Genomic DNA, 25,646 nt, shown 5'->3' with positions numbered 1-25,646 from the left:
CACTTATTCTACTCACTCTTCAATTTTTCATAAACACAATTTAATCCTTCATTTGATATACTATCTTGCTTTTGTTAAATATAGTTATTTTTCGTTTCAAAGGATAAAATATGCTTCTTTTTACTCCCGGACCTACGCCGGTACCAGAAAAAGCTAGAGTCGCAATGGCCGGTGAGACTATACATCATAGAACACCAGAATTTACTAAAATATTTAATGAGACTAGAGAACTTCTTTTTAATCTTTTAAAAACTGATGAAGTAGTTTTGATAGCTTCTACCGGAACAGGAGCCATGGAGGCTTGTGTTACCAATCTTTGCCATAAAAAGGCTTTGACTGTAAATGCCGGTAAATTTGGGCAAAGATTTACTAAAATTTGTGACTCTTTTAATCTTCCTTATATCGAACTTACTTATGAATGGGATACGCCTGCAGATGCTGAAGAAATTGTTAAAACAGTAAAAGAAAATCCAGATATTGATGCTCTTTTTATTCAGATATGTGAAAGTGCAGGAGGTCTTAGGCATCCAGTTGAAGAGATTGCCGCAAAAGTAAAAGCTGAAAGAGCGGATATTATGGTTGTGGCTGACGGTATTACTGCAGTTGGTGTGGAACCTATAGATATTGAGAATATCGACGCTTTAATAACAGGAAGCCAAAAAGCTTTGATGCTGCCTCCAGGTCTTTCCATGATAGGTTTAAGTCAAAAAGCGGTAGAAAAAATAGGCAAAGGAAAAGGATTTTATTTTAATCTTGCGAGCGAAATAAAAAAACAAAGAGAAGGTACTACTGCTTATACTGCAGCCACAACTCTGATAATAGGTTTAAGAGAGATTTTAAAAGAGATTGAAGAGTTAGGGCTTGATACTCTTTATGATTTGACAGACAAAAGAGCTTTAGCTACAAGAGTTGCTTTAGAGGCTATTGGTCTTAGTATATATCCTAAAAAACCGGCAAATGCTATGACTGCGATTATAGATGAGGAAGCTGAAAAAATAAGAAAGATTTTAAAAACAAAATATGGGGTAAACGTAGCAGGAGGACAAGATCATCTAAAAGGCAGACTCTTTAGAATAAATCATATGGGTTTGATTGAGCCTTATGAAGCTGCTTGGGTGGTAAATGCAGTCGAAAAGGCTCTTGAAGAGCTTGGACGATTGAAGTATGAAGGAAAAGCAAATAGGGTATTTAACGAAATATATTTTAGGATTGATTTATGATTTATGAACATGAAATCCCAAAAGGGGCTAGACTCTATTTTGGAAATAGTGCAAAATTAAAAAGAGATATAGAAGCAAAAGCCAGCGAAATTTTTTACAAGCATGGTTATGAAGAGATTATTACGCCACTTTTTTCTTATCATCAACATTTTAGTATTGAAGATAGAAAAGAGCTTATTAGAGTTAGCGATGAACAAAATAGAGATATTACGCTTAGAGCCGACTCTACAGTAGATGTTGTGAGAATTATTACAAAGAGGCTCGGACGCAGTACATCCCATAAAAAATGGTTTTATATACAGCCGGTTTTTAGATATCCAACATCTGAATTTTACCAAATAGGGGCCGAACTTTTGGGAAGTTCCAAAAGCGAAGAGGTACTTAAAATCGCGTTAGAGATTTTAAAGGAGCTAAATATTGAGCCACTGCTTCAGATTTCCAATATAAAGATAGCTAAAATACTGCATAAAGAGCATAATATACCTTTAGAGGTTTTAAAAAGTGTAAATATAGAGTATCTTTTAGAGTGTGGCAGTGAGTGGATAAAGAGGCTCATTTATCTAAAAAAGCCTTCTCAAATAGATGACTTAATAGGCGAGGTTCCGCAAAATATAGAGGATGAGCTCGTAAAGATCAAAGAGCTTAGCGATTCGATAAATTACGATAATCTCATTATAGCACCTCTTTATTATGCGAAAATGAGGTATTATGAGGATCTTTTTTTTAGATTTATCGATAAAAACATGACTCTTTGTATGGGTGGAGAGTATAGAGCAGATAAATTAGCTGCGGCTGGATTTGCGTTGTATACGGACAATTTGATTGAAATTTTAGAAGACAAAGGTTGTTGATGAAAGCGGATTTGATAGTTGGTATTCAATGGGGAGATGAAGGAAAAGGAAAAATTGTTGATCTTCTTGCGCAAAATTATGATGTTGTATGTAGATATCAAGGCGGACATAACGCCGGCCATACCATAGTTGTTGACGGAAAGAAAATTGCACTGCACCTTATACCTTCTGGGATTTTAAATCCAAAAGCTGTAAATATCATAGGTAACGGTGTAGTAGTAAGTCCCGCGGCACTTCTTAAAGAGATGGAACAGTTTGACTCTTTAGAGGGAAGACTTCTCATAAGCGACAAAGCTCATCTGATTTTTAGATATCACGAGTTGATAGACAAGGCAAAAGAGAAGCTTAGAGGCAAAAACGCGATTGGAACCACAGGAAGAGGTATAGGCCCGGCATATAGCGATAAAATAAGCAGAATGGGTCATAGAATAGGTGAACTAAAAGATACGAAAAAACTTTTAGAGAAGATTTTGGACTATTTTGAAACAAACAAAGCATATTTTAAAGCTTTAGATATAGAAATACCTTCTAAAGATGAACTTAAAAAAGAGCTTGAACTTTATAGAGAAAAACTTTTGCCTTATGTAACTGATGTTACTAACTATATCTGGGAGATTATGAAGTTTGGAGAGAATAAGATTTTGCTTGAAGGAGCTCAAGGAAGTATGCTCGATATAGATCATGGAACATACCCGTTCGTTACAAGTTCCAATACTATAGCAGCGGGTGCTTGTACAGGGCTTGGACTCTCTCCTAAAGATATCGGTAAAGTTATAGGAATTGCCAAAGCTTACTGTACTCGAGTGGGAAATGGACCTTTTCCTACTGAAGATTTCGGCGAGGATGGAGAAAAACTTAGAAAACAGGGGGCCGAGTTTGGCACAACTACAGGGCGTCCTAGAAGATGCGGATGGTTCGATGCGGTTACGGCAAAATACGCATGTAGGCTTAATGGTTGTGATGAGCTTGCAATTATGAAATTAGATGTTTTAGATGGTTTTAAGAAGATAAAAATATGCATTGCATATAGATATGAGGGGGAGATTATAGATTATGTGCCAAGTGATTTGGAAAATGTGCAACCGGTATATCAAGAGATTGATGGTTGGGATAGCGTTGAGGGTATAAAAGAGTATGAAAAATTGCCTAACGAAGCAAAAAAGTTCATAAAAATTATAGAGGAACTTACCGGAACAAAAGTAGGAATAATCTCTACTAGCCCAGATAGAGCCGATACCGTTATTAGATAAGTGGTTGAGCGGTTAAGTGATTCAAACTACTTCACTGTTTTACCATTTTGACTTTATAAACAAGTTACTATAGACATAGGAGAGTTAATGAGACTAAGACTTCCTCACGCACCATACGTAGCGAACAAGATAGCTATAGATTTAGCAAAAAGCGGATTTGTTACTTTGACAAAAGGTATTGAATCTGTAATAAAAGCAGCTCAGGAGATAATAGAAGAAGATCTTAAAAAAGAGCTGGCTTTAGAAGAGCATGTTAGAGAGATTATAGAAGAAAACGAGGATGAGATCGAGTTTATGCTAGCTGATTCCAAACAGCTTTTTTGGATGATAAAAAAGAGATTAGCGCCCGAATATGATGTAATACTAAATTTTGAGGATAGGTTTAATCACCTTTCCCATAAAATATTAGATTATCTTTATGAAGAGGATCTTATAAGATATACTGTTCCGGAAAATAAAGTAAAAAATATTATTTTCAATGCGATTGTTGATTATATAAAGATGTATGATGAGATTGAGGATAAGGTATTTGAAAAGATTTCAAATTATAAGCGTAAGCTTGTACCAGGCTCCGAGGAGTTTGAGCTTGTTTTTCAAAAGATGTATGAAGAGGAACTTAGGAAAAGAGGGATGTTGTAATTAGTTATTGGTGTATTTAGTTACATTAGGCGAATATATGTTGGGTTTTGAGTGTTGGGATACAATTTTACAAAGCTTAAATTATGAGTAATGAATTACGAATCACAACAAGAAAGGGTTGGAGTTGAAAAAAGTCTGGATATATCTTGAAAACGGAATCTTCTTGGAGGCCAAAAGTTTTGGAAGTGAAGGAACAAAGGTCGGTGAGATAGTATTCAATACTTCTATGAGCGGATATCAAGAGATTATAAGCGATCCTAGTTATGCCGGACAGTTTATCACTTTTACTATGCCTGAAATCGGAAACGTAGGTGTAAATAAGGAAGATATGGAAAGTTATGGTGCTTTTGCGAAAGGTATAATAGTAAGAAACTATCAAAGAAGATATTCTAATTTTAGAGCTGAGGACTCATTGGAAAATTTTTTAAAAAAATTCGACGTAATGGGCATTTGCGATATTGATACAAGATTTTTAACAAAAGTATTAAGAGAAGATGGCTCACAGATGATGATAGCTTCTACGGAAATTAGCGATCAAGAAGAGTTAAAAAAGATTTTAGAAAACTCACCTAGAATAGAGGAGATAAATTATATAAAAGAGGTTAGTGCTAAAAAGTCTTATATTCATAAAAGTGCGACTTATGATGCTAGGGTGTTTAGATACAAAGAGCCGCCTGAAGCTAAAGCTAAAATAGTTGCTATAGATTTCGGAGTAAAAAGAAATATCTTAAACAATCTGACTGAGGCTGGACTAGAGGTTGAGGTGATTCCACAAGATTTTTGCGTTGAAGAATTGATAGAGAGATTCGAAAAAGGCGAAATTGACGGAGTATTTCTATCTAATGGTCCCGGGGATCCACTTATTTTAAAAGATATTCATGAAAAGATTAAAAAGCTTATAGAAAAGAAGATCCCGATGTTTGGTATATGCCTTGGACACCAACTACTTTCCATCTCTCACGGTTATCCAACATTTAAGCTTAAATTTGGCCATCATGGTGGAAATCATCCAGTAAGAAACGAAAAAACTAAAAGGGTTGAGATAACTGCACAAAATCACAATTATAACGTACCAGAAAATATAAAAGATATAGCCGAAGTAACTCATATAAACCTTTTTGACAATACAATTGAGGGTTTAAAATATAAAAACTCCCCTATTTTTTCGGTTCAGCACCATCCAGAAGCAAGTCCAGGACCTCATGAGAGCGCATATATATTTAAAGAGTTTGCGGATTTGGTGATAAAGCATAAAGATAGTAAATAGAAAAAATAAACTTATAACTCAAAAAAAAGTTTGATAAAATAGAAAGTAGTCGTTAAAAACGACTATCTTTCAAACTTTAATCATCTTTTTTTCCTCTATTTTTATTTAACTCGGATTTTGCAATAGACTTTATCACATTATCAAAAATTTTTTGATTTACATCAGAGTAGAAAGAGCTCAAATTTTAAAAAGCCTTAATCTTGCTCAAAAGCAGTGCTGAAACAAATTCTATTATAAAATCCGGCCTAATCAAAAATAAAAACCGGCATAATTTAATTTGAAAATTAATATTTATATGTAATAATTTTAATAAAATTTTTTAATTTAAATCGTTAGGAGTTAGTATGAAAAGAAAGATAGGGTTGTCGCTTATTTTAAGCGGTGCACTTTTTGCAGGTTCTATAGAGGTAGAAAAAGTTTTTATAGAGGATATAGCAGAAACATCTGCTAATTTAACGGAGGTTAGCAAAGAGGAGATAAAGTTTACGAGACAACAGGATTTGGGTGAAATTTTATTTGAAACTTTACCAGAAATTAATCTTGTAAGAGCCAGTGCTATAGGTAATGATATTATCTTGAGAGGTTTTAAAAGAGATGACATAAATGTACTTATTGATGGAGCTAAAGTTTATGGGGGATGTCCAAACAGAATGGACCCACCAGCAATGCACGTTTCTTCGGCGCAGATTGAGAAGGTAACGGTTAAAGAGGGGCCCTTTGATGTTGAAAATTTTGGAAGTATGGGCGGTATGATAGATGTTAAGACAAAAGACCCACAAAAGGGACAGAGTGCGGAAATATCTTTCATATACGGTAGTTATGATTATAACAAACTAAGCATTAGTGGAAATGCCGGTAACGATAAAATTAAAATCTTACTAGGCTACTCTCACGAATCAAGCGATCAATATAAGGATGGAGATGGTAAGACACTAGTAGAACAGCAGTGGGAACAGTTACCGCAGACAGATAAAAACAGATACCAAGAACAGTATAAAGATGCAAAAGCTTATACTAGAAATTCAGTCTGGACTAAAGTATTACTCAATATTTCAGATAATCAAGAGTTGAAAATAAGTGCTTACGGAGATAAAGCTACTGACGTTTTGTATCCTGCTTTTCAGATGGATGCTCAGCTTGATAAAACCGCTATGTTAAATGCCGAATACGCTATAAGAAATCTTTCTAAGTATTCTAAAAAATTAAGTTTAAAAGCTTACTATTCTCACGTTAAACATGATATGGGAACCGAATTTAGGGAATATGGAGTTCCTGCAACTGATGCCAATGGCATGTATAGAACTCATAGAGTTAGAAGCACCATAAAAGGATTAAAACTAGAAAATAGTTTTGATTTATCCGATATTGCTTGGAAAATAGGTGCTGACGGTAGTCTTAGAAACTGGGACGGGATATGCTTAAATGAACCGAGCGAAACGCCTAAGCAGGTAAGAATTCCGAATGTAGATACGAAAAATAGAGCTGTGTTTGTTAAAGCGATAAAAAATATAGATAATATAACTATCAAATTTGGTGCAAGATACGATAAAACGGATATTGATGCAAATAATTTTAACGATCCTACTATTTCTGCAATTGCAGGTATTCAAAACTATTATGACGGAAAACATAGTAGAAACTTTAATGATCTGAGTGCAAATCTAGTTTTAAAATATAAAGTAAACGATGAGTCTTCATTTTTTATCGGAATAGGACAAGGTATAAGAGTTCCTGATGCACAAGAGCTATATTTTGTAGGGTATATGTCCGGCAATTGGACTAGAAAAGGAAATCCAGATCTGAAAGAGACAAAAAATAGAGAAATTGATATAGGTTACGAGACGCTTATAGGTGAAACCTCTCTAAAAGTTACCGCATTTTATAGTGATTTAAAAGACTATATTTACGCTTATAAAACAAATGCCGGTAACCTTAGTCCAACGGTATATTATCTTACCTGGGAAAACATAGATGCTCATATTTATGGTACAGATTTGTCTATTGTATCTATGATAAATGATGAGTTGAGTTTAGAGGCTGGAGCTTCTTATCAAAGAGGAAGGAAAGACTCTCAACCTATAGATACGCAAACTGATGAAGATTTAGCGCAAATACCTCCATTAAAAGGTAGAGTTGCACTAAACTACGATAACGGAGACTATTTTGCTAGAGTAGAAGTTTTGGCGGCTTCAAAATACTCAAACTATGATGCTGACAACGGTGAGCAAGAGATTGATGGCTGGACGGTTCTAAATCTAAAAGGCTCAAAAGATTTGGCAAAAAATATTACTTTGAATGTGGGAGTCGATAATGTTTTTGATGAAACTTATGCTGTTAACAATACATATGCCGGAAGAGCATTGATAGGAGGAACAACTCCTATTTTGATTAATGAACCTGGAAGATTTATTTACGCAAATTTAGATTTTAGATTCTGATATAATTTTTATTAAGGTTAATAGGGCGAAGGGAGAAGGATGAATTAAATAATATATGCCTTCTACCTTCTACCTTCATCCTCAAAATAAAGGATAATCAATAGAAACTATCGATATTTTAAGTATTGTAACTGTAGCGTTTTTAGGTAGTCTTGGACATTGTATTGGAATGTGCGGTGGTTTTGTGATAGCTTATACGGCTGCAAAGATTGATCCATCTATTGATAGAACTAAACAGTATTTAGCTCACATAGTCTACAATTTTGGAAGAATCATATCATATATGATTATTGGAGCGTTTTTTGGTTTTTTAGGTGGTATACTTCTTATTTCTACTACTACACAAGGCATTTTATATGTAATAATAGGTATTTTTATGATTTTGATGGGAATCTCTTTATCGGGTAATTTAAAATTTTTAACCTCTATTGAGGTCTCTTTGGCAAAATATGGCTTTTTTAAGAATCTTTTTTCAAAGTTAATTCACTCAAAAACATTACCTAGTTTTTTCTTTTTAGGCATGTTAAATGGTTTTTTACCTTGCGGGTTAGTCTATTTTTTTGCTGCAAGTGCCGCGGCAACCGCTAGTGTTTTTTGGGGTGCGGTAGTAATGCTTATTTTTGGTCTCTCTACTGTTCCCGTAATGTTCGGACTTGGAACGGTTGCCGGATTTTTAAAAAGTTCTCAGTTTAGAGTTGCAATGGTTAAAATTGCTTCGGTTGTGATTGTTCTTTATGGTATATATATATTGTATAAAGGCTACTGGTTCATTTTTGATCCAAATGCATCGATACACACTTGTCATTAGGAATTAGGAATTATGTTTTATAAAACTTATCTAACTTATTTTGTATTGTTATAAGATAGATTAACATTCAATTTCTATTTAAAAAAAATATTTTCCCAGTTTCCAATTCTAAATATTTTTGATTAAAGAGCAGACAATGAGATTTGATAATAATTACAACTATAAAAATATTGGAAAGATAAAGATTAAAAATCTTCCCCTCAAAAGCTTTACTATTTTATATGTAGAAAACTCTCTTCTTGATCAAAAAAGAGTTTTGCCAATACTGAAATTTTATGGTAAGGAAGTATATATAGCAAACAATGGAATAGATGGTTTAGAACTATTTAAAAAGTATAATCCAGATATTATCGTTACAGATACTAAAATGCCAAAACTTGACGGGATAGCTATGATTAAAGAGATTAAAAATATTAAAAGTTCTATCCCTGTAATCATAACCGGAGAAAAAAATCCAGAATGTCTTTTGGAGTCTATAAATTTAGGAGTTGAAAAATTTTTAATTAAGCCGATAAAGGAAGAAGAGTTAAGAAAAGCGTTGGATGGGATTGAAACAAAACTTTTTTTGGAAAAAGCGAAAGAGTATAACATCTTTATGCTTCATCAATACAAAAATGCTATCGATAGTTCAAATATAGTTTCTAAAACAGATATTAACGGGATCATAACATATGTAAATGAAGAGTTTTGTAATATATCAGGATATTCTAAAGAAGAGCTAATAGGACAAAATCATAACATTGTAAGACATCCAGATGTTCCGAAAGAGGTTTTTGAGAGATTTTGGAAAACGATTTTAAGTAAAAAGATATGGAAAGGAACTGTTAAAAACAGAGCTAAAAACGGCAGTACTTTTTATGTGAATACTACTGTTATACCAATAGTTGATTGGAATGGTAAAATTGTTGAGTTTGTGGCTATCAGATATGATGTGACAAAGAGTATATTGCTTCAAGAAAAATTACAGAAAAAAGAGAAAGAGTTAGAAGCTTTAAATAAAAATCTAGAACGTAGAGTTGAAGAACAGACTAAAAAACTTAGAGAATTGAATTTGACTTTAGAAAAGAGAATTGAAAAAGAGGTAGAAAAAAATAGGCAAAAAGATAGAATGATGTTTCAACAAGCCCGTCTTGCCTCTTTAGGAGAGATGCTTGGAAATATAGCACATCAATGGAGACAGCCGTTGATGGAATTAGGAATCCTTTTTTATAAAATAAAACGAGAATCTATAGAAAATGGTATAGATAAAGAAAAAATAGAAGAGATATACAATAAAGGAATATCTATTCTCGATAGAATGTCTCAAACTATTGTTGATTTTCAAAACTTTTTTAGACCTGATAAAAAAAAAGAGATTTTCAATATATATGAGACTATTAAACATAGCATCTCTATAGTAGAAGGAAGTCTAAAAAGAAGTAATATAGAGATAAAAGTTAATAAATATGATGATTTAGATGTAATAGGTTATAAAAATGAATTTTCTCAAGTTTTAATAAATCTTATCAACAATGCCAAAGATGCATTAAATCAAAATAGATTTTTTGATAAAAAGATAGTAATTAATATAAAAAAAGTTTTTGAGGAAGAGTCTGATAAAGCCTTCATAGAGGTTATTGACAACGGCGGTGGAATAAAAGAGTCTATTTTAGATAAAATATTTGAACCATACTTTACTACTAAGCACAGTTCTCAAGGAACCGGCTTAGGGCTTTATATGTCAAAGATGATTATTGAACAGAGTATGCATGGAAGATTAGAAGTTGAAAACTTTGAAAATGGTGCAAAGTTTACTATAAAATTACCTATAAAAGAGTAAATAGATAAGGAGATATATTTATGAATAGTTGTAAAGAGATTTTGATGGATTTAAGTATTTTATATGTAGAAGATGAAGAAGATATTAGAGAGATGTTAAAAGATGTTTTAAAAGATGATTTTAAAAGATTCATAACAGCTAAAGATGGCGAAGAAGGGTTCAGAAAATTTAAAGAAATTAAATTTGATATTGTGGTTACCGATATCGAAATGCCGAAAATGGACGGTATGACTCTTGCAAAATCAATCAAAAAAATCTCTAAAGGGACTCCGGTTATACTTTTAACTGCATATAGTGAAAAAGAGAGACTGTTTCGCGCTATAGATGTAGGTGTTAATAAATATCTTGTTAAACCTTTTACTCCCGATAAACTTTTAAATGTTATATGTGAAATAGCAAAAGAGCATCTTCAAAAAGATAAAATAGTAAAACTTAATGATGAACTCTATTATGATCTTAGAAAAAGAGGAGTTTATACGAAAGAAGGCGAATCAATAACATTAACAAGAAAAGAGCTAAAATTTTTAGAACTTCTTGTTAAAAATAGAGATAGAGTGGTAACTATAGAAGAGATAGAAAGCGTTATATGGAGAGATGAAATTTTTACTGAAGCTGCGCTTAGAGCATTAGTTAAAAGGGTAAGACAAAAAACTTCTAAAGAGATGATTAAAAACTTTCCTGGAATTGGATATAAATTAATAAAAGACAATTAGGTTTTTTTAAGAAAAATAAATGATAGATAAATGCAGATCGATTACGCCTTTGGTTTTTGAATTGTTATTCAGATGTTTTTGTAATCAACTAAATTAATATTAGTTAAATGTGTTAAATCTACTCAAACCTTCTTAAAAATTACTTATGAAAGTTTTATAAAAAATTTTTTTTGATATTTAAGGTTTATAACAACTTACATCTATTATAATTCTTTTTTGTTGGAAAATGTCAAAATCGTGACAAATTTTATAGGAGGTTTTCATGCAAAATCCTGCAATTGAGTATGATTATACCGTTGCAAAGTGGTTTAGCTACCTTGCCATTTTGTTCGGTATATTAGGGATGGGTGTAGGTGTTTTGATTGCATTTCAGTTAGCTTTCCCTGAGTTAAACTACATTTTTGGTCAATACAGTCTATTTAGCAGACTTAGACCTATTCATACAAATGTTGTTGCTTATGGGTTTACACTAAGTGGTATTTGGGCAACATGGTACTATATTGGTCAAAGAGTACTTAAAGTTTCGCTTAAAGAGTCTCCGTTTTTAAGCGGACTTGCTAAAGTTCACTTTTGGTTGTATTTTATAACGGCACTTTTAGCTGTTGTATCTCTACTTTTTAGAGTAACAACATCAAAAGAGTATGCTCAGTTTGAATGGCCGCTTGATATATTGGTTGTTTTAATATGGGTTATATGGGGAATCGGAATATTCGGTCTTATAGGACTTAGAAGAGAAAAGACACTTTATATCTCTATGTGGTACTTTATAGCAACTTTTCTAGGTGTTGCAATGCTTTATCTTTTCAACAATATGGAGGTTCCGACATACTTAGTAACTGGAATGGGCGATCCTCTTCACTCGGTCTCTATGTATGCTGGAAGTAATGATGCTCTTGTTCAGTGGTGGTTTGGTCACAATGCAGTTGCGTTTGTTTTTACTGTACCTATTATTGCTATGATCTACTACTTCTTGCCAAAAGAGTCTGGACAACCTGTTTATTCATATAAACTATCATTGCTATCTTTCTGGGGATTAATGTTTGTTTATCTTTGGGCTGGCGGTCACCACCTAATCTACTCTACGGTACCAGATTGGATGCAGACAATGGGTTCAATTTTCTCGGTAATTTTGATTTTGCCTTCGTGGGGTAGCGCGCTTAACATGCTTTTAACTATGAAAGGTGAGTGGGGACAATTAAAAGATAGCCCATTAATTAAATTTATGGTTCTTGCTTCAACATTCTATATGCTCTCAACCCTAGAAGGTCCTATTCAGTCTATTAAATCTGTTAATGCTCTTGCACATTTCACAGACTGGATTCCTGGACACGTTCATGATGGAACTCTTGGATGGGTTGGATTTATGATCATCGCCGCTATTATGCATATGGCTCCAAGATTTTATAAAAGAGAAATTTATAGCAAAAAACTTCTTGAGGCACAATTCTGGCTACAAACAACAGGTATAGTTTTATACTTCTCAAGCATGTGGATAGCGGGGATTACACAAGGTATGATGTGGAGAGCTGTTGACCAGTATGGTAACCTAGCTTACTCTTTTATCGATACAGTTACTGTTCTTCATCCATACTATACATTAAGAGCTATAGGTGGCTTAATGTATTTCATAGGTCTGTTTATGTGGGCTTATAACTTCTATAAAACTATGACAGCGGCAAGACAAATTGAGAAAGAACCTCAATTTGCTTCACCGATGGCAGCATAAGGAGGCGTAAATGTTTGGATGGTTAGAAAGAAATCCGTTTTTCTTTGCAGTCGGTGTTTTCGTAGTAATAGCTTTTGCAGGGCTAATCGAAATTGTTCCCGACTTTGCGCAAGCTTCTCGTCCGGTTGTAGGTACTAAGCCTTATAGTGTTTTAGAGTTAGCCGGAAGACATGTTTATATTAAAGATAGTTGTAATGCATGTCACTCTCAATTGATTAGGCCGTTTAAGTCTGAAACAGATAGATACGGAATGTATTCATTAAGTGGTGAATACGCTTATGATAGACCGTTTCTTTGGGGTTCAAAAAGAACTGGTCCAGATCTTCACAGAGTCGGTAATTATAGAACAAGCGATTGGCATGCAAACCATATGTGGGATCCAACAAGTGTAGTTCCTGGTTCAATTATGCCGGCTTACAAACATATGTTTACAAATGTTACTGACTTAGAGACTGCATATGCGGAAGCTTTAACTGTAAAAAAAGTTTTTAATGTTCCTTATGATGTTGATATAGATGGTGACGGTCAAGTTGATGTACCACTTGGAAGTTACGAAGAGGCTAAAGAGAGAGCGTTGAAATATGCATTGAAAATCGCGCAAGAGACTAAAAGAGAAGATTTGGTAAATATGGTTAAAGAGGGTAAAATTCCTGAAATTGTAGCACTTATAGCATATCTTAATAGGTTGAAGTAATAATGGAAATAAGAGAGATACAAGGTTATCTTTACTTTTTTTTCATACTTTTTTTAACCTTTGTATTATACGGATATATTGTTCATCTTTATAGAAGTGAAAAGAAGGGTGAGCGGGATTATGAAAAATATGGGAAGATGGCTCTAGATGACGAGCTTACTTCCCCTCCTGTGGAGCCATTGGATGAAAATGAAGATGCAAAAGAAAAAAGGAGCGGTAAATGAATTGGCTAAACGATAATGTAAACCAGTTGGCCTTGTTAGGTGCTGCTGCTATTTTGATCTTAACGATCGGAATTTCAGCTAAATATTTTAAAGATATTAAAGAAGGTAAATCCGAAGGAGAGTTAAAAGAGGAAAATTGGGACGGCATAGGAGAATATAAAAACAATTCTCCTATAGGTTGGTCTTTAGCGTTTATAGGTACAATTATCTGGGGTATATGGTACTGGCTAGCTGGATATCCATTGAACGCTTATTCTCAAATCGGCGAGTATAACGAGGAAGTGGCTGCCCATAATGCAAGATTTGAGAGCAAATGGAGCAATCCGACTAAAGAAGATCTTTTAGGTATGGGCGAAGGAGTTTATCTTGTACAGTGTTCTCCATGTCACGGTATAGATGCGACAGGAATCGAAGGAAAAGCGCAGGATTTAACCAAAAGACTTCTTAAAGAGAGTGTTCTTGCTGTTATAGAAAAAGGTTCTGCTGCGCTCGGTGATAATGCGATGGACGGACAAGGAAAATTTGGCTATCCAATGGGTGAAATGCCTCCTGGACTTGTAAGCGGTGCAGATGCTGAAGCGGTTGCAGAATATGTTGCAAACGGTTTAAAAGGAAACCAAAAAGGTGCTGAAGTTTATGCAAATGCTTGCGCAAGCTGTCATGGTCCTGACGGAACTGGAATGGATGGCATGTCTCCAAATCTAAAAGAGTATGATGATAAAATAATTCAAGCTGTTCTTGAGCATGGTAAACAATCAGTAATTGGTACAATGCCGAGTTTTAAAGGAATGCTTACAGCGGTACAGCAAAAAGCTGTTGCGACATATATCCGCTCATTGAGCGAATAAGGAGAGTGGTATGAATGAAAATAGATCACTATGGAGTTTACACGGATTGACCGGCTATTTTATAGCTGTAGCTTTACTTCTTTCGATTTTAGCGTTTTTAGTGACGGCCGCAATAAAAACACAGCAGGCTACGGCTCATCAAAGTTATGAGATTAAAAATCCTCAAGCTATTAAAATGTTTGGTTCGGATCTAGAAAATGAGACACAAGTAATTGTGCATGGAACTCCTGTAGGCGGTGATAAAATGCACAAATATCAGTTTGTAGAGAAGTAAGGAGGCCGTAATGGTTGATAAATTAGAAGCGATAATCGGTTTTTTATTGTTAGGTTCGGCTATCATAACGCTTTGGGCAGTAGCAACTCCTTTTCATGCGTATGTTGGTTAATGCTTAAAACTAACAATTTGGGGCTTGTTGCCCCAATTTTTCTTCTGCTACTTTTTACTACTAATATATTTGCCTCATTTGTTATAAAAAATGATGATCTACTGCCCCAAAAAACAGTCGACAAAATAGATGAGATGGGAAAAGAGCTGCAAGAAAAAACCGGAGTTAGCGTTTATATAGCTGCGGTTAAAGATTTAAACGGTATCGATATACAACAGTATGAAAAAAGTTTAAGCAAAAGCTTAAATAAGCCTTTTATTTTGCTTACTATAGCTGTAAATGATAAAAAGATTGATATTATTAACTCTAAAGAGTTAGATAATAGATACGATAAGGAGCAAATTTTAAGTCCATGGCCCTGGAGAGGTACAATATTGCCGCTTTTAACGGCAAAGACAAAAGATCCAAAAGCAAATATTGAAGCGGCTCTTTTAAACGGTTATGCAGATATTGTAGAACAGGTGGCTAACTCTTACAATGTTAAACTTGATTCTGCCCTAGGTAATCAAAATAGAATAGTATTTGATATATTAAAAATACTTTTCTACGGAATAATCGTTTTATTTGCAATTAGATTTATAATGGGGAGATTTAAAAAAGATGCAAAAAAGTGAAAAAAATTATTGGCCACATTTTATCGTCGGTTTAGTTATCTTTGCTGCCATACTTGGAGTTTGGACTATTAAAGCGGCCATTGATAATCCGGTTGAACTAGATAATAGTTACATGCTTAACTATCACGCTGTTAACGAAGACATCAATGAAATTCTTAAAAAACAGCAGATTTTTGATAGAAAATATGAAATAGTTCTTTTATCTCCTAAAATAAGTTACGGAGAAAATGAAATTGTATTGCTTTTAAAAGATAAAGAAGGGAATGTGGTTAAAGACGGTGAGATAAAAATTCTTTTAACAAGACCAGATACTACTAGATTTGATAAAAAATTTGAGCCTAAATATGAAAAAAATGGATATATAGCAAATGTAATTCTTGATAAAGAAGGAAGATGGAATTTGGTAGTTAAAGCAAAAGTTGGCGATGCGGAGGGATTTAAAACTTTTAAACTTTCTACCTTAGAATGAAACTCTACGTTTTTCCGACTTCAAGAGCATTAAGAAAAGAGCGAGAAAAACTTCTTCAAAACGAATCATTTCTTCCAAAATTGACTACGATTGATGATTTTGAAACAAGAGCAGTAATAGTGCCTTCAAAAGTGTATGCAAATGATGATACGAGACTTATTCTTTTAAAAAAAGCTGCCGATTTTAAAGATTTTAAAAAGTTGCATATTGATGATGAGTTTTTTAGATTTATAAAAAACAGCAGCTATTTTTTTAGATTTTTTGAAGAACTAGAAAACGAGAGGGTCAAATTTGATCTTTTAAAAGAGGCGGACATTTATGCCGAATATAGTGAACATATTGAGATTTTGGAATTTTTGAAAAAAAGATATGAAAAACTGTTAGACAAACACGGCTATTTTGACAATATAACCCTGCCAAAGGAATATATACTCAATGAAAACTATTTGAAAGGTTTTGAAAGCGTAACAATAAAATTAGAGGGATTTTTAACAAATTTTGAGTTGGAGATTTTGGAAAAGGCATCTAAAATAACTGAGATAGTTATAGAGTACAAATGCAATAAATATAACAAAAAAATGACTCAAAGGTTTGAAAAGTATGATTTTAAGTTGGAAGATGGCTACCTATATAGGCTGAACATTTCTGAAAAAAGTTACAAAAAAGTTGAACAACTCAAAAATAGGTGTAAAGGAAGATATATATCTTTTCTAAATAGAATATCTCAAGTGGCATATGTGAAAAAAAAGATAGATGAGTTTATAAAAAGTGGAATAGAACCTGAAAATATAGCAATAATTTTGCCAGATGAGTCTTTTAAAGAGTATTTGGATCTATTTGATACTTTGAATAATTTAAACTTTGCTATGGGATTTGACTTTTCGAAAAGCGAAGTTTTTAAAGCTTTGAGCATTTTTGAAGAGTCTTTGAAGATATCAAATATAGAAACAGAGTATGAGATTAAAAAATTTGGACTTGAAGATATAGTAGAAAAATGGAAAGAAAGAAGCAATAGAACGCTATCTTTTGAAGAATTTAGGCTATTGATTGAAGATTTTTTACTGTTTGCAAGAAAAGATGAGACTAAAATATTAAAAGAGGAGCTGGAGGATTTTTCCTTTTTATATCCATATTTGAAAGATTACTCTCTCAAAAAGATTTTACACATCTTTATAAACAGATTAAGAGAGAAAAAACTAGATGATACAAAAGGGGGCAAGATAACGGTTTTAGGGCTTTTAGAAACTAGGGGAGTGGATTTTGAAGCCGTAATAGTGCCGGATTTTAACGAAGGATTAGTTCCAAAACCTAGCGAGAAGGATCTTTTTTTGGACTCTGTTTTGAGAAAAAAAGCCTCTTTGCCTACTAAAAAAGATAGAGAAAATCTACAAAAATATTACTATTATGAGTTGTTTAGAAAAGCAAAATTTGCGGCTGTCTCTTATGTGGAGAATGAAATCGACTCAAAAAGTAGATTTTTAGAAGAGTTGGATTTTTTGGAAAAAGAGAGATATGAAGGAAAAAGTTTAAACAAGATTTTACTCGATTTTAAAGAAACTAACTTTTTTGAAGACAGAGATATAGTTATAGATTACGATTTTTCAGAAGAGTTTATATCATCAACAAAACTTAAAGACTTTTTGGAATGCCCAAGAAGATTTTATTACAAATATATAAAAGGCTTAAAAGATTTTCCTATGCCGTCAATACTTCCAAAAAATAACGAAGCCGGCAATATTTTGCATGAAAGTCTAAAAAGTGTATATGATAAAAAAGATAGATATTTTAGTGTAGAAGAGTTAAAAAAAGAATTCAAAAGGAGTGTTTACTCTATTTTAGAATCGAATAATCTTTATCTTAGACTTGATATCGATATATGGATCAAAAAACTTGAACCTTTTTTTGAAAATGAGGTTAAAAGATTTAATGAAGGGTATTATGTTTTTGAGAGAGAAAAAAGAAAATACACAGAGTTTGAGGGCTTTAAACTAGAAGGTAAAATAGATAGAGTAGATCATAACGGAAAATATTATCAGGTTATTGATTATAAAAGCTCAAAAGTAGAATCTCCCACAAAAAAGAGTTTAGAAAATCTAAAAGATTTTCAATTGATATTTTATTATCTGCTTATAAAAGATATAGGAGAAATTGAAGGACTCTATTATTATGATTTAAATAGCGCAAAAATGGTAAAGGAGCAGTTTTTAGAGGAAAAAATTGAACTTCTAAGAGAAACTTTAAATGAGCTTAGAGAAAAAAGAGTTGATTTTAAAAAATGTGATGATTTGAAATATTGCAGATATTGTCCTTATAAGATTATCTGCAACAGAATGTAGTTTGTAAGGCGGGTTATGGAGAGGCTTTTAGCATATGAGGCAAGTGCAGGTACTGGAAAGACATTTGCTTTGGTTGTAAGATACCTTAGCCTTCTATTTATGGGAGCTAAGCCAGATAGGATTTTGGCCCTTACATTTACCAATAAAGCTGCTAATGAGATGAGGGTCAGAATCCAAGATAGACTCAAAAATCTTAAAGACTCCCATGAACTTGAGTTTATATCTCAAAATACATCTCTTACGTATGAGGAGATTTTAAAAAAACAGCCTTTAGTCTATAAAAAATTTCTCTCTTCGGATATAAAGATAACCACAATTGATAGTTTTTTCGTATCTATTTTGCGTAAATTTGCAATGTATGCAGGTTTGATACCAGATTTTATAATCTCTCAAGATGACAAAAGCGAGATTATTTATAGATTTTTATATTTTACATATTTGCAAAAAAAGAGTGAAAAAGTTGTAATACTGTCCTTTATGGAAGATAAAAAGTTAAAAGATATCTTTTCTCTTTTTGAAGCTCTTTACGAAAAATTTATAGATGAGAGTTTTGATTTTGTAAAAAGGGACATTACATCTTTAGAAATAGAGATTATGAGAGTTTTTGCAAAAATCAAAGATTTTATCCAAAGCTGTCCAGAGGCTTCAAAAACGGCTTTAAGTGCAGTTGAGGCGGAAGATATCGATGAGATATTGAAAAAAGGGTGGCTTGAAAAAAAGAGTCTGAAAGATTATAGATATTTTAAAAAGTGTTATAAAGAGAGTTGTGACATATTTTTTAATGAACTCAAAATTGGGCTAAAAACATATTTAAATGCTAAAGAAGCTATCTTTTTAGATACTCTTTTTGAACTATATCTTTTGTATAAAAAGACTAATATATTGATAAAAAGAGAGACTAACAGACTCAGTTTCAGTGACATCCAAAATTTTACATACCATATACTAAAAGAGAAAATTGACAATCAATTTTTATATTTTCGGCTAGATTCTAAGATAGAGCATCTTTTGATAGATGAATTTCAAGATACTTCTTTAATCCAATATAGACTTTTAGAGCCAATTATAGAAGAGATTTGTGCAGGAGAGGGACAAAAAGAGGGAAGAACTTTTTTTTATGTAGGAGATATAAAACAGTCGATATATAGATTTAGAGGGGGTTATAAAGAGCTTTTTAATTATGTTGCTAGGAAATTCGATGTTAAGATAGTACCTATGGATACAAATTTTAGAAGCGATAGAGCTATTGTGGATTTTATAAATGAGATTTTCGAGCCTTTATATAAACAATATTTTGGATATTTTACGAAACAGAAAGCCAACAGTAAAAATGAGGGATATGTTGAGGTAAAAAGTAGCGATGAAGTATTAAAAGAGTGTGTAAATAGCGTTAAAATGTTGACACAAAAAGGTATATCTTATGAAGATATTGCGATTTTGTGTTTTAAAAATGATGAGATTTTAGAGATAGAAAGCGCTTTAAAAGAACAGATTAAAGATATCAAAGTAGTGACGGAGAGTAGTTCAAAATTAGTAAATCAAAAAGAGATAATATTGTTGATAGAATTTATGAAATATCTCTATTTCGAAGAGGAGATATTCAAAGCCAACTTTTTGGCTGCTATTTCAAAAGATATAGATACAAAAATTGATTTGGAACTTTATAAGCCTATTATGAATGATTTAGCGTTACTTATACAAAAAGTGCTTAAAGATTTTGATATAGGCATTAAAAATGAAAATGTACTCAAATTTATAGAAATCTTGCGCAATTACAAAACTTTGGGAGAGTTTCTTTTTGATCTTGAAAGAGTAGATGAGAAAGTTACATCAAGTACTAAAGATGGTATAAAAATTTTAACGGTACATAAATCCAAAGGCTTGGAGTTTAAACATGTAATTTTATGTGATAGACTTTCAAGAAAGCCCTCAACATTTTCTTCCTTGATTTTCGATATGGACAAGATTGGTTGCAAAAGAGTCTATTACAGGAAAAAAGGAAGAGAGTTTGTGGATGAAAACTATAAAAATGCATTGGAAAAAGAGAAAAGGCTCTCGCAAGAAGATGAGTTAAATGCAATGTATGTCGCTTTTACAAGAGCAAGAAACTCTTTGATAATTTTAAAAAAACAACAAAGAAGCGCTTTTGATTTTTTACATTTGAGCGAGACTAAGAGAGGTGAATTAAGTTCTGTAAGAGTTAAGAAAAGTGATATTAAAAATGTTGAGATTGATTTTCAAGAGAGATTTTACGGACTGCAAAATATAAAGACAAAAAATGATCAAGACTATTTTTCAGAAGCCATAATATTTGGGAATGCCCTTCATTATGCCCTAGAAATGATAGATTTTAATGATTTAAAAACTCTAAATGATGCAATGGTATGCGTTAAAAACAGGTTTGGATTTTATCTAAAAGAAGAAAAAATAGCCGATATAGAAAAAAGAGTGAGAATGCTTTTAGAAAAAAGTGAGTTTACAAACCTGCTCTCATCAAAAGAGATTTGTAAGGAACAGCCTATCTCTTTCAATCAAGAACTAAAGCAGATTGATCTTTTACTTTTAGGTAAAGATGCAAATATAGTTATAGATTATAAAAGTTCAAAAGAGGATAGTTATAAACATAAAAAACAGGTTTTAGAGTATGTTGAAGCGGTGAAAAAGATTACAAACAATGAGACTATAGGTTATGTATGTTATCTTTTGGAAGAGAAAATAGAGATGGTAAAAGTTTAAAGAAACCTAAAATTAAGCTATTTTTAATAAAAAAATGAGTATCATCTCACTCACCAAAAAGCTATAAAAGGTTTGGGAAAATGAAATTTACAAAAGTTGTTAAACCTGAAGAGGTTAAGAGAGACTGGATCGTTATAGATGCAGAAGGAAAAACATTCGGTAGAGTTATTACCGAAATAGCTACGAAGTTAAGAGGCAAGCATAAGCCTTATTATACTCCGCATGTTGATTGTGGTGATTATGTTGTTGTTATCAACGCTTCTAAAGTAAACGTTAGCGGAAACAAGCTGCAAAATAAACAGTATTATAGACACACCGGATACTTCGGCGGTGTAAAAAGCGAAAAGCTTGAAGAATTATTGAAAAAGAATCCGGAGAAATTATTTAAACTCGCTACGAGAGGAATGCTTCCTAAAACAAAACTTGGAAGAAAAATGCTTAAAAAACTAAAAGTGTATGCTGGAAGCGAACATCCGCATACAGCTCAAGTAAAGGGATCATAATATGGCTAAAGTATATGCAACCGGTAAAAGAAAGACAGCTGTAGCAAAAGTATGGCTTAGTAGCGGAAGCGGAAAGATAGTAGTAAATGGAATGAGTCTAGATGAGTGGCTAGGCGGTCATGAGGCTATCAAAAAAAGAGTAAAACTTCCTTTGGTTTTGACAAAAACAGAGGGAAGTGTTGATATAGTTGCTCAAACGCTTGGCGGTGGATATTCTGCACAAGCCGATGCATTAAAACACGGAATCTCTAAAGCATTGGTAGCTTTTGATGAGAGTTTAAGAGCGGTACTAAAGCCTCAAGGCTTGCTTACAAGAGACTCAAGAGTTGTAGAGAGAAAGAAATACGGAAAACACAAAGCAAGAAGATCTCCTCAGTTCTCAAAAAGATAATATTTTTCGGGCTTTTGCCCGACTTCTTTTCAAAGGCGCTTTATATGAAAAGGTTTTTACTGCTACTACTTTTATTTTCAGGATACTTAATGGCCGGACTTATCGAACTTACTCCCAAGGACGTTGAAAGGCTTCAACAAGAGGGCGTTGTTATCATCGATATCAGAACTGAGCCTGAATGGAAACAGACGGGAATTATCAAAGGTAGTAAATTAATAACTTTCTTTGATATATATGGAAGATATAATGTAGAGAAGTTTATGAACGAATTTTCAAAATATGTTCCTACGAAAGATACGAAGTTTATTCTTGTTTGTAGAACCGGCAGCAGAACAAAAGTAGTTGGCGACTTTTTGTCAAATCAGCTTGGCTACAAAAATGCTATGCATCTCAAAGGCGGTATATACGCGTGGTTGAGAGAGCATAAACCGGTGGTTAGGCATTAGGAATTAGGAATTAGTATATTTGTGTATTGGCAAAGTTTAATTTTTTTAATTACTCAATCACTAAGCCATTTTAACTAATTTATTAAATTCTTAATTCCAATTCCTAATTCCTAAATTAGGATTCTTAATGAAAAAAGTTACACTTTTATTAATATTTACACTTTCACTTTTTTCCTCAACTCTCCATCTCTCAATCAGTGCAAGTCCAAGCAGAATAAACCCTATTTTAGCTACCGATAGTGCCAGCGGAGAGATTGCTGGATGGATTTTTAATTCTTTAGTTAAATATGACAAAAACGGTAAAATTGTAGGAGAATTGGCAAAAAGTTTTGAGTTTTTAGACGATACCACTTTGATTTTTAGGCTAAGAGATGATGTATATTGGCATGACGGTAAAAAATTTGGTGCCAAAGATGTACTCTTTACCTATAAAACCATAACGTCCCCCAAAGTGTTTACCCCGTATGCTAGCGAATTTCGTTTTGTAAAAGATGTGGAGATTTTAGATGATAAAACAGTGAAAGTTATCTATAAAAAACCTTATTTTAAAGCTTTAGAAACTTGGATGACGGGAATTCTTCCAGAGCATATTTTAAAAAATGAAAAAGATCTAATGACAAGTAAATTTAACCAAAGGCCTATTGGCACGGGGCCTTACAAGCTTGAAAATTTTTCCGTATCTAAGGATATAGTTTTAGTTGCAAACGAAAACTATTTTGAGCATAAACCTAATATTGATAAGATAATCTACCATTTTATACCAGACCCATCCACTCAGTTTTTAATGTTAAAATCCAAAAAACTGGATGTTGGTTCGCTTTCTCCTTTACAGTATGAAAGACAGATAGATAAAGATTTCAACGATTATTATAAAATAATTGAACAGATATCTCATGGATACACTTATTTAGGGTTTAATCTTAGAAATAAAAAATTTCAAGATAAAAGAGTTAGAGAGGCTTTGAGTCTGGCAATAGATAGAAAAGAACTGGCCGATATTTTGTTTTTTTCACACGCTAGAGTCTGTACGGGACCTTTTTTGCCTGGTACTTTTGCTTTTAATGATAAGATAAAACCTCCAAAACCGAATCTTAAAAGAGCTAAAGAGCTTTTAAAAGAGGCCGGGTATGATGAAGATAACCCTTTAGAGTTTGAGATAGCAACCAACTCCAACAATTCAATAAGACTTTATGCCGCTCAAATTATACAGTATCAGCTTAGCAAAATTGGTGTAAAAGTTAAGATTAAGGCAATGGAGTGGCAAGCCTTTTTAAATACTGTGGTTCATCCTAGGAATTTTGAAACAATTTTATTGGGATGGAGCCTCGGACTAACTCCAGATGCCTATCCTCTGTGGCACAGTAAATCCGATAAACCGGGTGGTTTCAATCTTGTCGGATATCATAACGAAGAGGTTGACTCTTTGATAGAAAAAGCAGAAATCACGGTAGATAGAAAAAAGCTCTCTAAAATTTACAAGAAGATCTTTGCTTTAATAGCAAACGATCTCCCTTATCTATTTTTGTATATCCCAAACTCTATAACGGCTGTAAATAAAAAGATACGACCAATAGAGCCTTCAATAATAGGAATTTTCCATAATGAGATAGATTGGGTTAAACCATAAATAATAAATAAAATATAACAAAATCATAATATATATTTATAAATATTTCAGTTTTTTTAATTTAAGGGGGATTTTTGAAAAAGATTACTATTTTATTTGATTTAGATGGTACTTTAATAGACTCAACAGAAGCTATTTTGGAAAGTTTTGATTTCGCTTTTAAAAAGTTTGGCTTAAAAACGCCCGAAAAAAAGGAGATTTTAAAGCTTATAGGTCACCCGCTTGATTTTATGTTTTTACATCTTGGAATCAAAGAAAATATTAAAGAGTTCGTTGATGCCTATAAAGAAAACTATAGGACTGTCTCAAAAGAAAAAACCGTACTTTTACCAAATGCCAAAGAGGCAATAAAAGAGGCTAGTAAATTTGCTGTTTTGGGTGTGGTTACCACTAAAACCGGACTATATTCTAAAGAGCTTTTGAAGCATTTTGGTGTTATGAAATTTTTTGAATGTTTAATAGGAAGAGAAGATGTAATTTATCCTAAACCCCATCCGGAGCCTATTTTAAAAGCTTTGCATAAACTAAATGCCAATAAAGATCATACATGGATGATAGGAGATACATGTTTGGATATAGACTCGGCTCAAAGAGCGGGTATTAAAGGTGTTGCAGTGCTTTCAGGATATGGATATTTTAAAACTTTACAAAGATGTAGTGAGTTTATAAAAAAAGATAGTTTGGAAGCCGTAAATATTATAAAAAAAATAGGAAAATAATATGGTTCTAAAAAATAGAAAGATTGAAAAATTACTAAATTTTACACATATATATCGTAGAGTGAAGGTGTTGTTAAACGCGCAGTACTAGAGCTTTAATAAACGTTATTGGAAACTAATAAGTAGATTTTTTTCATTCAAACTTCAGTTTTATATACTCTACTTATACCGACCACGTACCTTTTTAAAAAGCTTTCTTTAAATTTTAATTTTTGGAGAATTATATTGATATAATGTTAAAAACTTTTGAATGGAATTTTATCAATGCTTATTCCTAAAATAATAAAGCCTTATTTAAGAACAAAATGATTACAATTAAGCAACAAACTATATAAGTATTTGAGAGGGAGATGAAATGTTAGAAATTAGATGGCATAGCCGTGCAGGACAAGGGGCCGTTACCGGAGCAAAAGGTTTAGCGGACGTTGTTGCTAATACCGGAAAATTTGTACAAGCTTTCGCTTTCTACGGTTCGGCAAAAAGGGGTGCAGCCATGACGGCGTATAATAGGGTTGATGATAAACCTATATTAAATCATGAAAAATTTATGAGACCGGATTATGTGTTAGTAATAGACCCTGGTCTTACTTATACCGCCGATATAACTGCCAACGAAAAAGAGGATACCAAATATATCATCACTACACATCTTTCAAAAGAGGAGCTTATAAATGCTCAACCAAAACTAAAAGGTAAAGAGGTATATGTAGTTGATTGTATGCAGATATCTTTAGATACTATAGGAAGGGCTATCCCAAATACTCCAATGTTGGGAGCTTTGATGAAAGTATCTGGAATGTTCGAGCTTGAATATTTCCAAGATGCTATGAAAAAAGTATTGTCAAAATTTCCTCAAAAAATTATCGATGCTAATATGGCTGCAATCGAGAGAGCCTATAACGAAGTTAAGTAAAGGATAAAA

General features: G+C 32.8%; 24 protein-coding genes. All 24 read left to right on the top strand.

Annotated features, from left to right (window positions below; all coding sequences use genetic code 11):
• Positions 1-110 precede the first annotated feature (110 nt).
• The 24 genes from NIL_RS08875 to NIL_RS08760 all read left to right on the top strand — a co-directional run bounded on the left by NIL_RS08875 (position 111) and on the right by NIL_RS08760 (position 25,637).
• Positions 111-1,220: a pyridoxal-phosphate-dependent aminotransferase family protein gene (locus tag NIL_RS08875; protein ID WP_187647420.1), complete on the top strand. Its 1,110-nt coding sequence runs from the start codon at positions 111-113 to the stop codon at positions 1,218-1,220.
• Positions 1,217-2,071, top strand: coding sequence for an ATP phosphoribosyltransferase regulatory subunit (locus tag NIL_RS08870; protein ID WP_187647419.1), 855 nt, complete (start codon positions 1,217-1,219; stop codon positions 2,069-2,071). Before NIL_RS08875 ends, NIL_RS08870 begins: the two co-directional genes overlap by 4 nt.
• Positions 2,071-3,321, top strand: a complete 1,251-nt coding sequence (locus NIL_RS08865; RefSeq protein WP_187647418.1) for an adenylosuccinate synthase — start codon at positions 2,071-2,073, stop codon at positions 3,319-3,321. Before NIL_RS08870 ends, NIL_RS08865 begins: the two co-directional genes overlap by 1 nt.
• A gap of 87 nt (positions 3,322-3,408) precedes the next feature.
• Entirely contained in the window at positions 3,409-3,960 is a 552-nt protein-coding gene (locus NIL_RS08860) for a DUF507 family protein (protein ID WP_187647417.1), read from the top strand.
• A 124-nt stretch (positions 3,961-4,084) separates the two neighbouring features.
• On the top strand, positions 4,085-5,227 hold the full coding sequence (carA, locus tag NIL_RS08855; RefSeq protein WP_187647416.1) for a glutamine-hydrolyzing carbamoyl-phosphate synthase small subunit: 1,143 nt from the start codon (positions 4,085-4,087) through the stop codon (positions 5,225-5,227).
• Positions 5,228-5,571: 344 nt separating this feature from the next.
• Complete coding sequence (locus NIL_RS08850; protein WP_187647415.1) at positions 5,572-7,665, top strand: TonB-dependent receptor; 2,094 nt, start codon at positions 5,572-5,574, stop codon at positions 7,663-7,665.
• A 100-nt stretch (positions 7,666-7,765) separates the two neighbouring features.
• The gene (locus NIL_RS08845) at positions 7,766-8,473 is read left to right on the top strand and encodes a sulfite exporter TauE/SafE family protein (RefSeq protein WP_187648630.1); all 708 of its coding nucleotides are present in this window, start codon (positions 7,766-7,768) and stop codon (positions 8,471-8,473) included.
• A gap of 136 nt (positions 8,474-8,609) precedes the next feature.
• Positions 8,610-10,292, top strand: coding sequence for a hybrid sensor histidine kinase/response regulator (locus tag NIL_RS08840; RefSeq protein ID WP_187647414.1), 1,683 nt, complete (start codon positions 8,610-8,612; stop codon positions 10,290-10,292).
• Positions 10,293-10,312: 20 nt separating this feature from the next.
• Positions 10,313-11,005, top strand: a complete 693-nt coding sequence (locus tag NIL_RS08835; protein WP_187647413.1) for a response regulator transcription factor — start codon at positions 10,313-10,315, stop codon at positions 11,003-11,005.
• Positions 11,006-11,267: 262 nt separating this feature from the next.
• On the top strand, positions 11,268-12,731 hold the full coding sequence (gene ccoN / locus NIL_RS08830; protein WP_187647412.1) for a cytochrome-c oxidase, cbb3-type subunit I: 1,464 nt from the start codon (positions 11,268-11,270) through the stop codon (positions 12,729-12,731).
• A gap of 10 nt (positions 12,732-12,741) precedes the next feature.
• Positions 12,742-13,425: a cytochrome-c oxidase, cbb3-type subunit II gene (gene ccoO, locus NIL_RS08825; RefSeq protein WP_187647411.1), complete on the top strand. Its 684-nt coding sequence runs from the start codon at positions 12,742-12,744 to the stop codon at positions 13,423-13,425.
• Between the two features lie 2 nt (positions 13,426-13,427).
• A complete protein-coding gene (locus tag NIL_RS08820; protein WP_187647410.1) occupies positions 13,428-13,649 on the top strand; it encodes a cytochrome c oxidase, cbb3-type, CcoQ subunit in 222 nt (73 codons plus the stop codon).
• On the top strand, positions 13,646-14,497 hold the full coding sequence (locus NIL_RS08815) for a c-type cytochrome (RefSeq protein WP_187647409.1): 852 nt from the start codon (positions 13,646-13,648) through the stop codon (positions 14,495-14,497). The genes NIL_RS08820 and NIL_RS08815 overlap by 4 nt, the downstream gene beginning before the upstream one ends.
• 10 nt (positions 14,498-14,507) lie before the next feature.
• On the top strand, positions 14,508-14,771 hold the full coding sequence (locus tag NIL_RS08810) for a DUF4006 family protein (RefSeq protein ID WP_187647408.1): 264 nt from the start codon (positions 14,508-14,510) through the stop codon (positions 14,769-14,771).
• Between the two features lie 111 nt (positions 14,772-14,882).
• Positions 14,883-15,497: a TPM domain-containing protein gene (locus NIL_RS08805; protein WP_187647407.1), complete on the top strand. Its 615-nt coding sequence runs from the start codon at positions 14,883-14,885 to the stop codon at positions 15,495-15,497.
• Complete coding sequence (locus NIL_RS08800; RefSeq protein ID WP_187647406.1) at positions 15,484-15,966, top strand: FixH family protein; 483 nt, start codon at positions 15,484-15,486, stop codon at positions 15,964-15,966. The genes NIL_RS08805 and NIL_RS08800 overlap by 14 nt, the downstream gene beginning before the upstream one ends.
• The gene (locus NIL_RS08795) at positions 15,963-18,302 is read left to right on the top strand and encodes a PD-(D/E)XK nuclease family protein (RefSeq protein ID WP_187647405.1); all 2,340 of its coding nucleotides are present in this window, start codon (positions 15,963-15,965) and stop codon (positions 18,300-18,302) included. The genes NIL_RS08800 and NIL_RS08795 overlap by 4 nt, the downstream gene beginning before the upstream one ends.
• 15 nt (positions 18,303-18,317) lie before the next feature.
• Positions 18,318-21,038, top strand: a complete 2,721-nt coding sequence (locus NIL_RS08790) for a RecB-like helicase (RefSeq protein WP_187647404.1) — start codon at positions 18,318-18,320, stop codon at positions 21,036-21,038.
• Positions 21,039-21,118: 80 nt separating this feature from the next.
• Positions 21,119-21,541, top strand: coding sequence for a 50S ribosomal protein L13 (rplM, locus tag NIL_RS08785; protein ID WP_187647403.1), 423 nt, complete (start codon positions 21,119-21,121; stop codon positions 21,539-21,541).
• Position 21,542: 1 nt separating this feature from the next.
• Positions 21,543-21,932, top strand: a complete 390-nt coding sequence (gene rpsI, locus NIL_RS08780) for a 30S ribosomal protein S9 (RefSeq protein WP_187647402.1) — start codon at positions 21,543-21,545, stop codon at positions 21,930-21,932.
• A 44-nt stretch (positions 21,933-21,976) separates the two neighbouring features.
• Positions 21,977-22,378, top strand: coding sequence for a rhodanese-like domain-containing protein (locus NIL_RS08775; RefSeq protein ID WP_197972076.1), 402 nt, complete (start codon positions 21,977-21,979; stop codon positions 22,376-22,378).
• 127 nt (positions 22,379-22,505) lie between these two features.
• Complete coding sequence (locus NIL_RS08770; protein ID WP_187647401.1) at positions 22,506-24,005, top strand: peptide-binding protein; 1,500 nt, start codon at positions 22,506-22,508, stop codon at positions 24,003-24,005.
• A gap of 74 nt (positions 24,006-24,079) precedes the next feature.
• Complete coding sequence (locus tag NIL_RS08765; protein ID WP_187647400.1) at positions 24,080-24,724, top strand: HAD family hydrolase; 645 nt, start codon at positions 24,080-24,082, stop codon at positions 24,722-24,724.
• Positions 24,725-25,079: 355 nt separating this feature from the next.
• Positions 25,080-25,637, top strand: coding sequence for a pyruvate flavodoxin oxidoreductase subunit gamma (locus NIL_RS08760; RefSeq protein WP_187647399.1), 558 nt, complete (start codon positions 25,080-25,082; stop codon positions 25,635-25,637).
• The last annotated feature ends 9 nt before the right edge of the window (positions 25,638-25,646 follow it).

It is taken from the genome of Nitrosophilus labii (genome assembly GCF_014466985.1).
Lineage (GTDB): Bacteria > Campylobacterota > Campylobacteria > Campylobacterales > Nitratiruptoraceae > Nitrosophilus_A > Nitrosophilus_A labii.
This window is presented reverse-complemented; position numbering and strand designations above follow the sequence as displayed.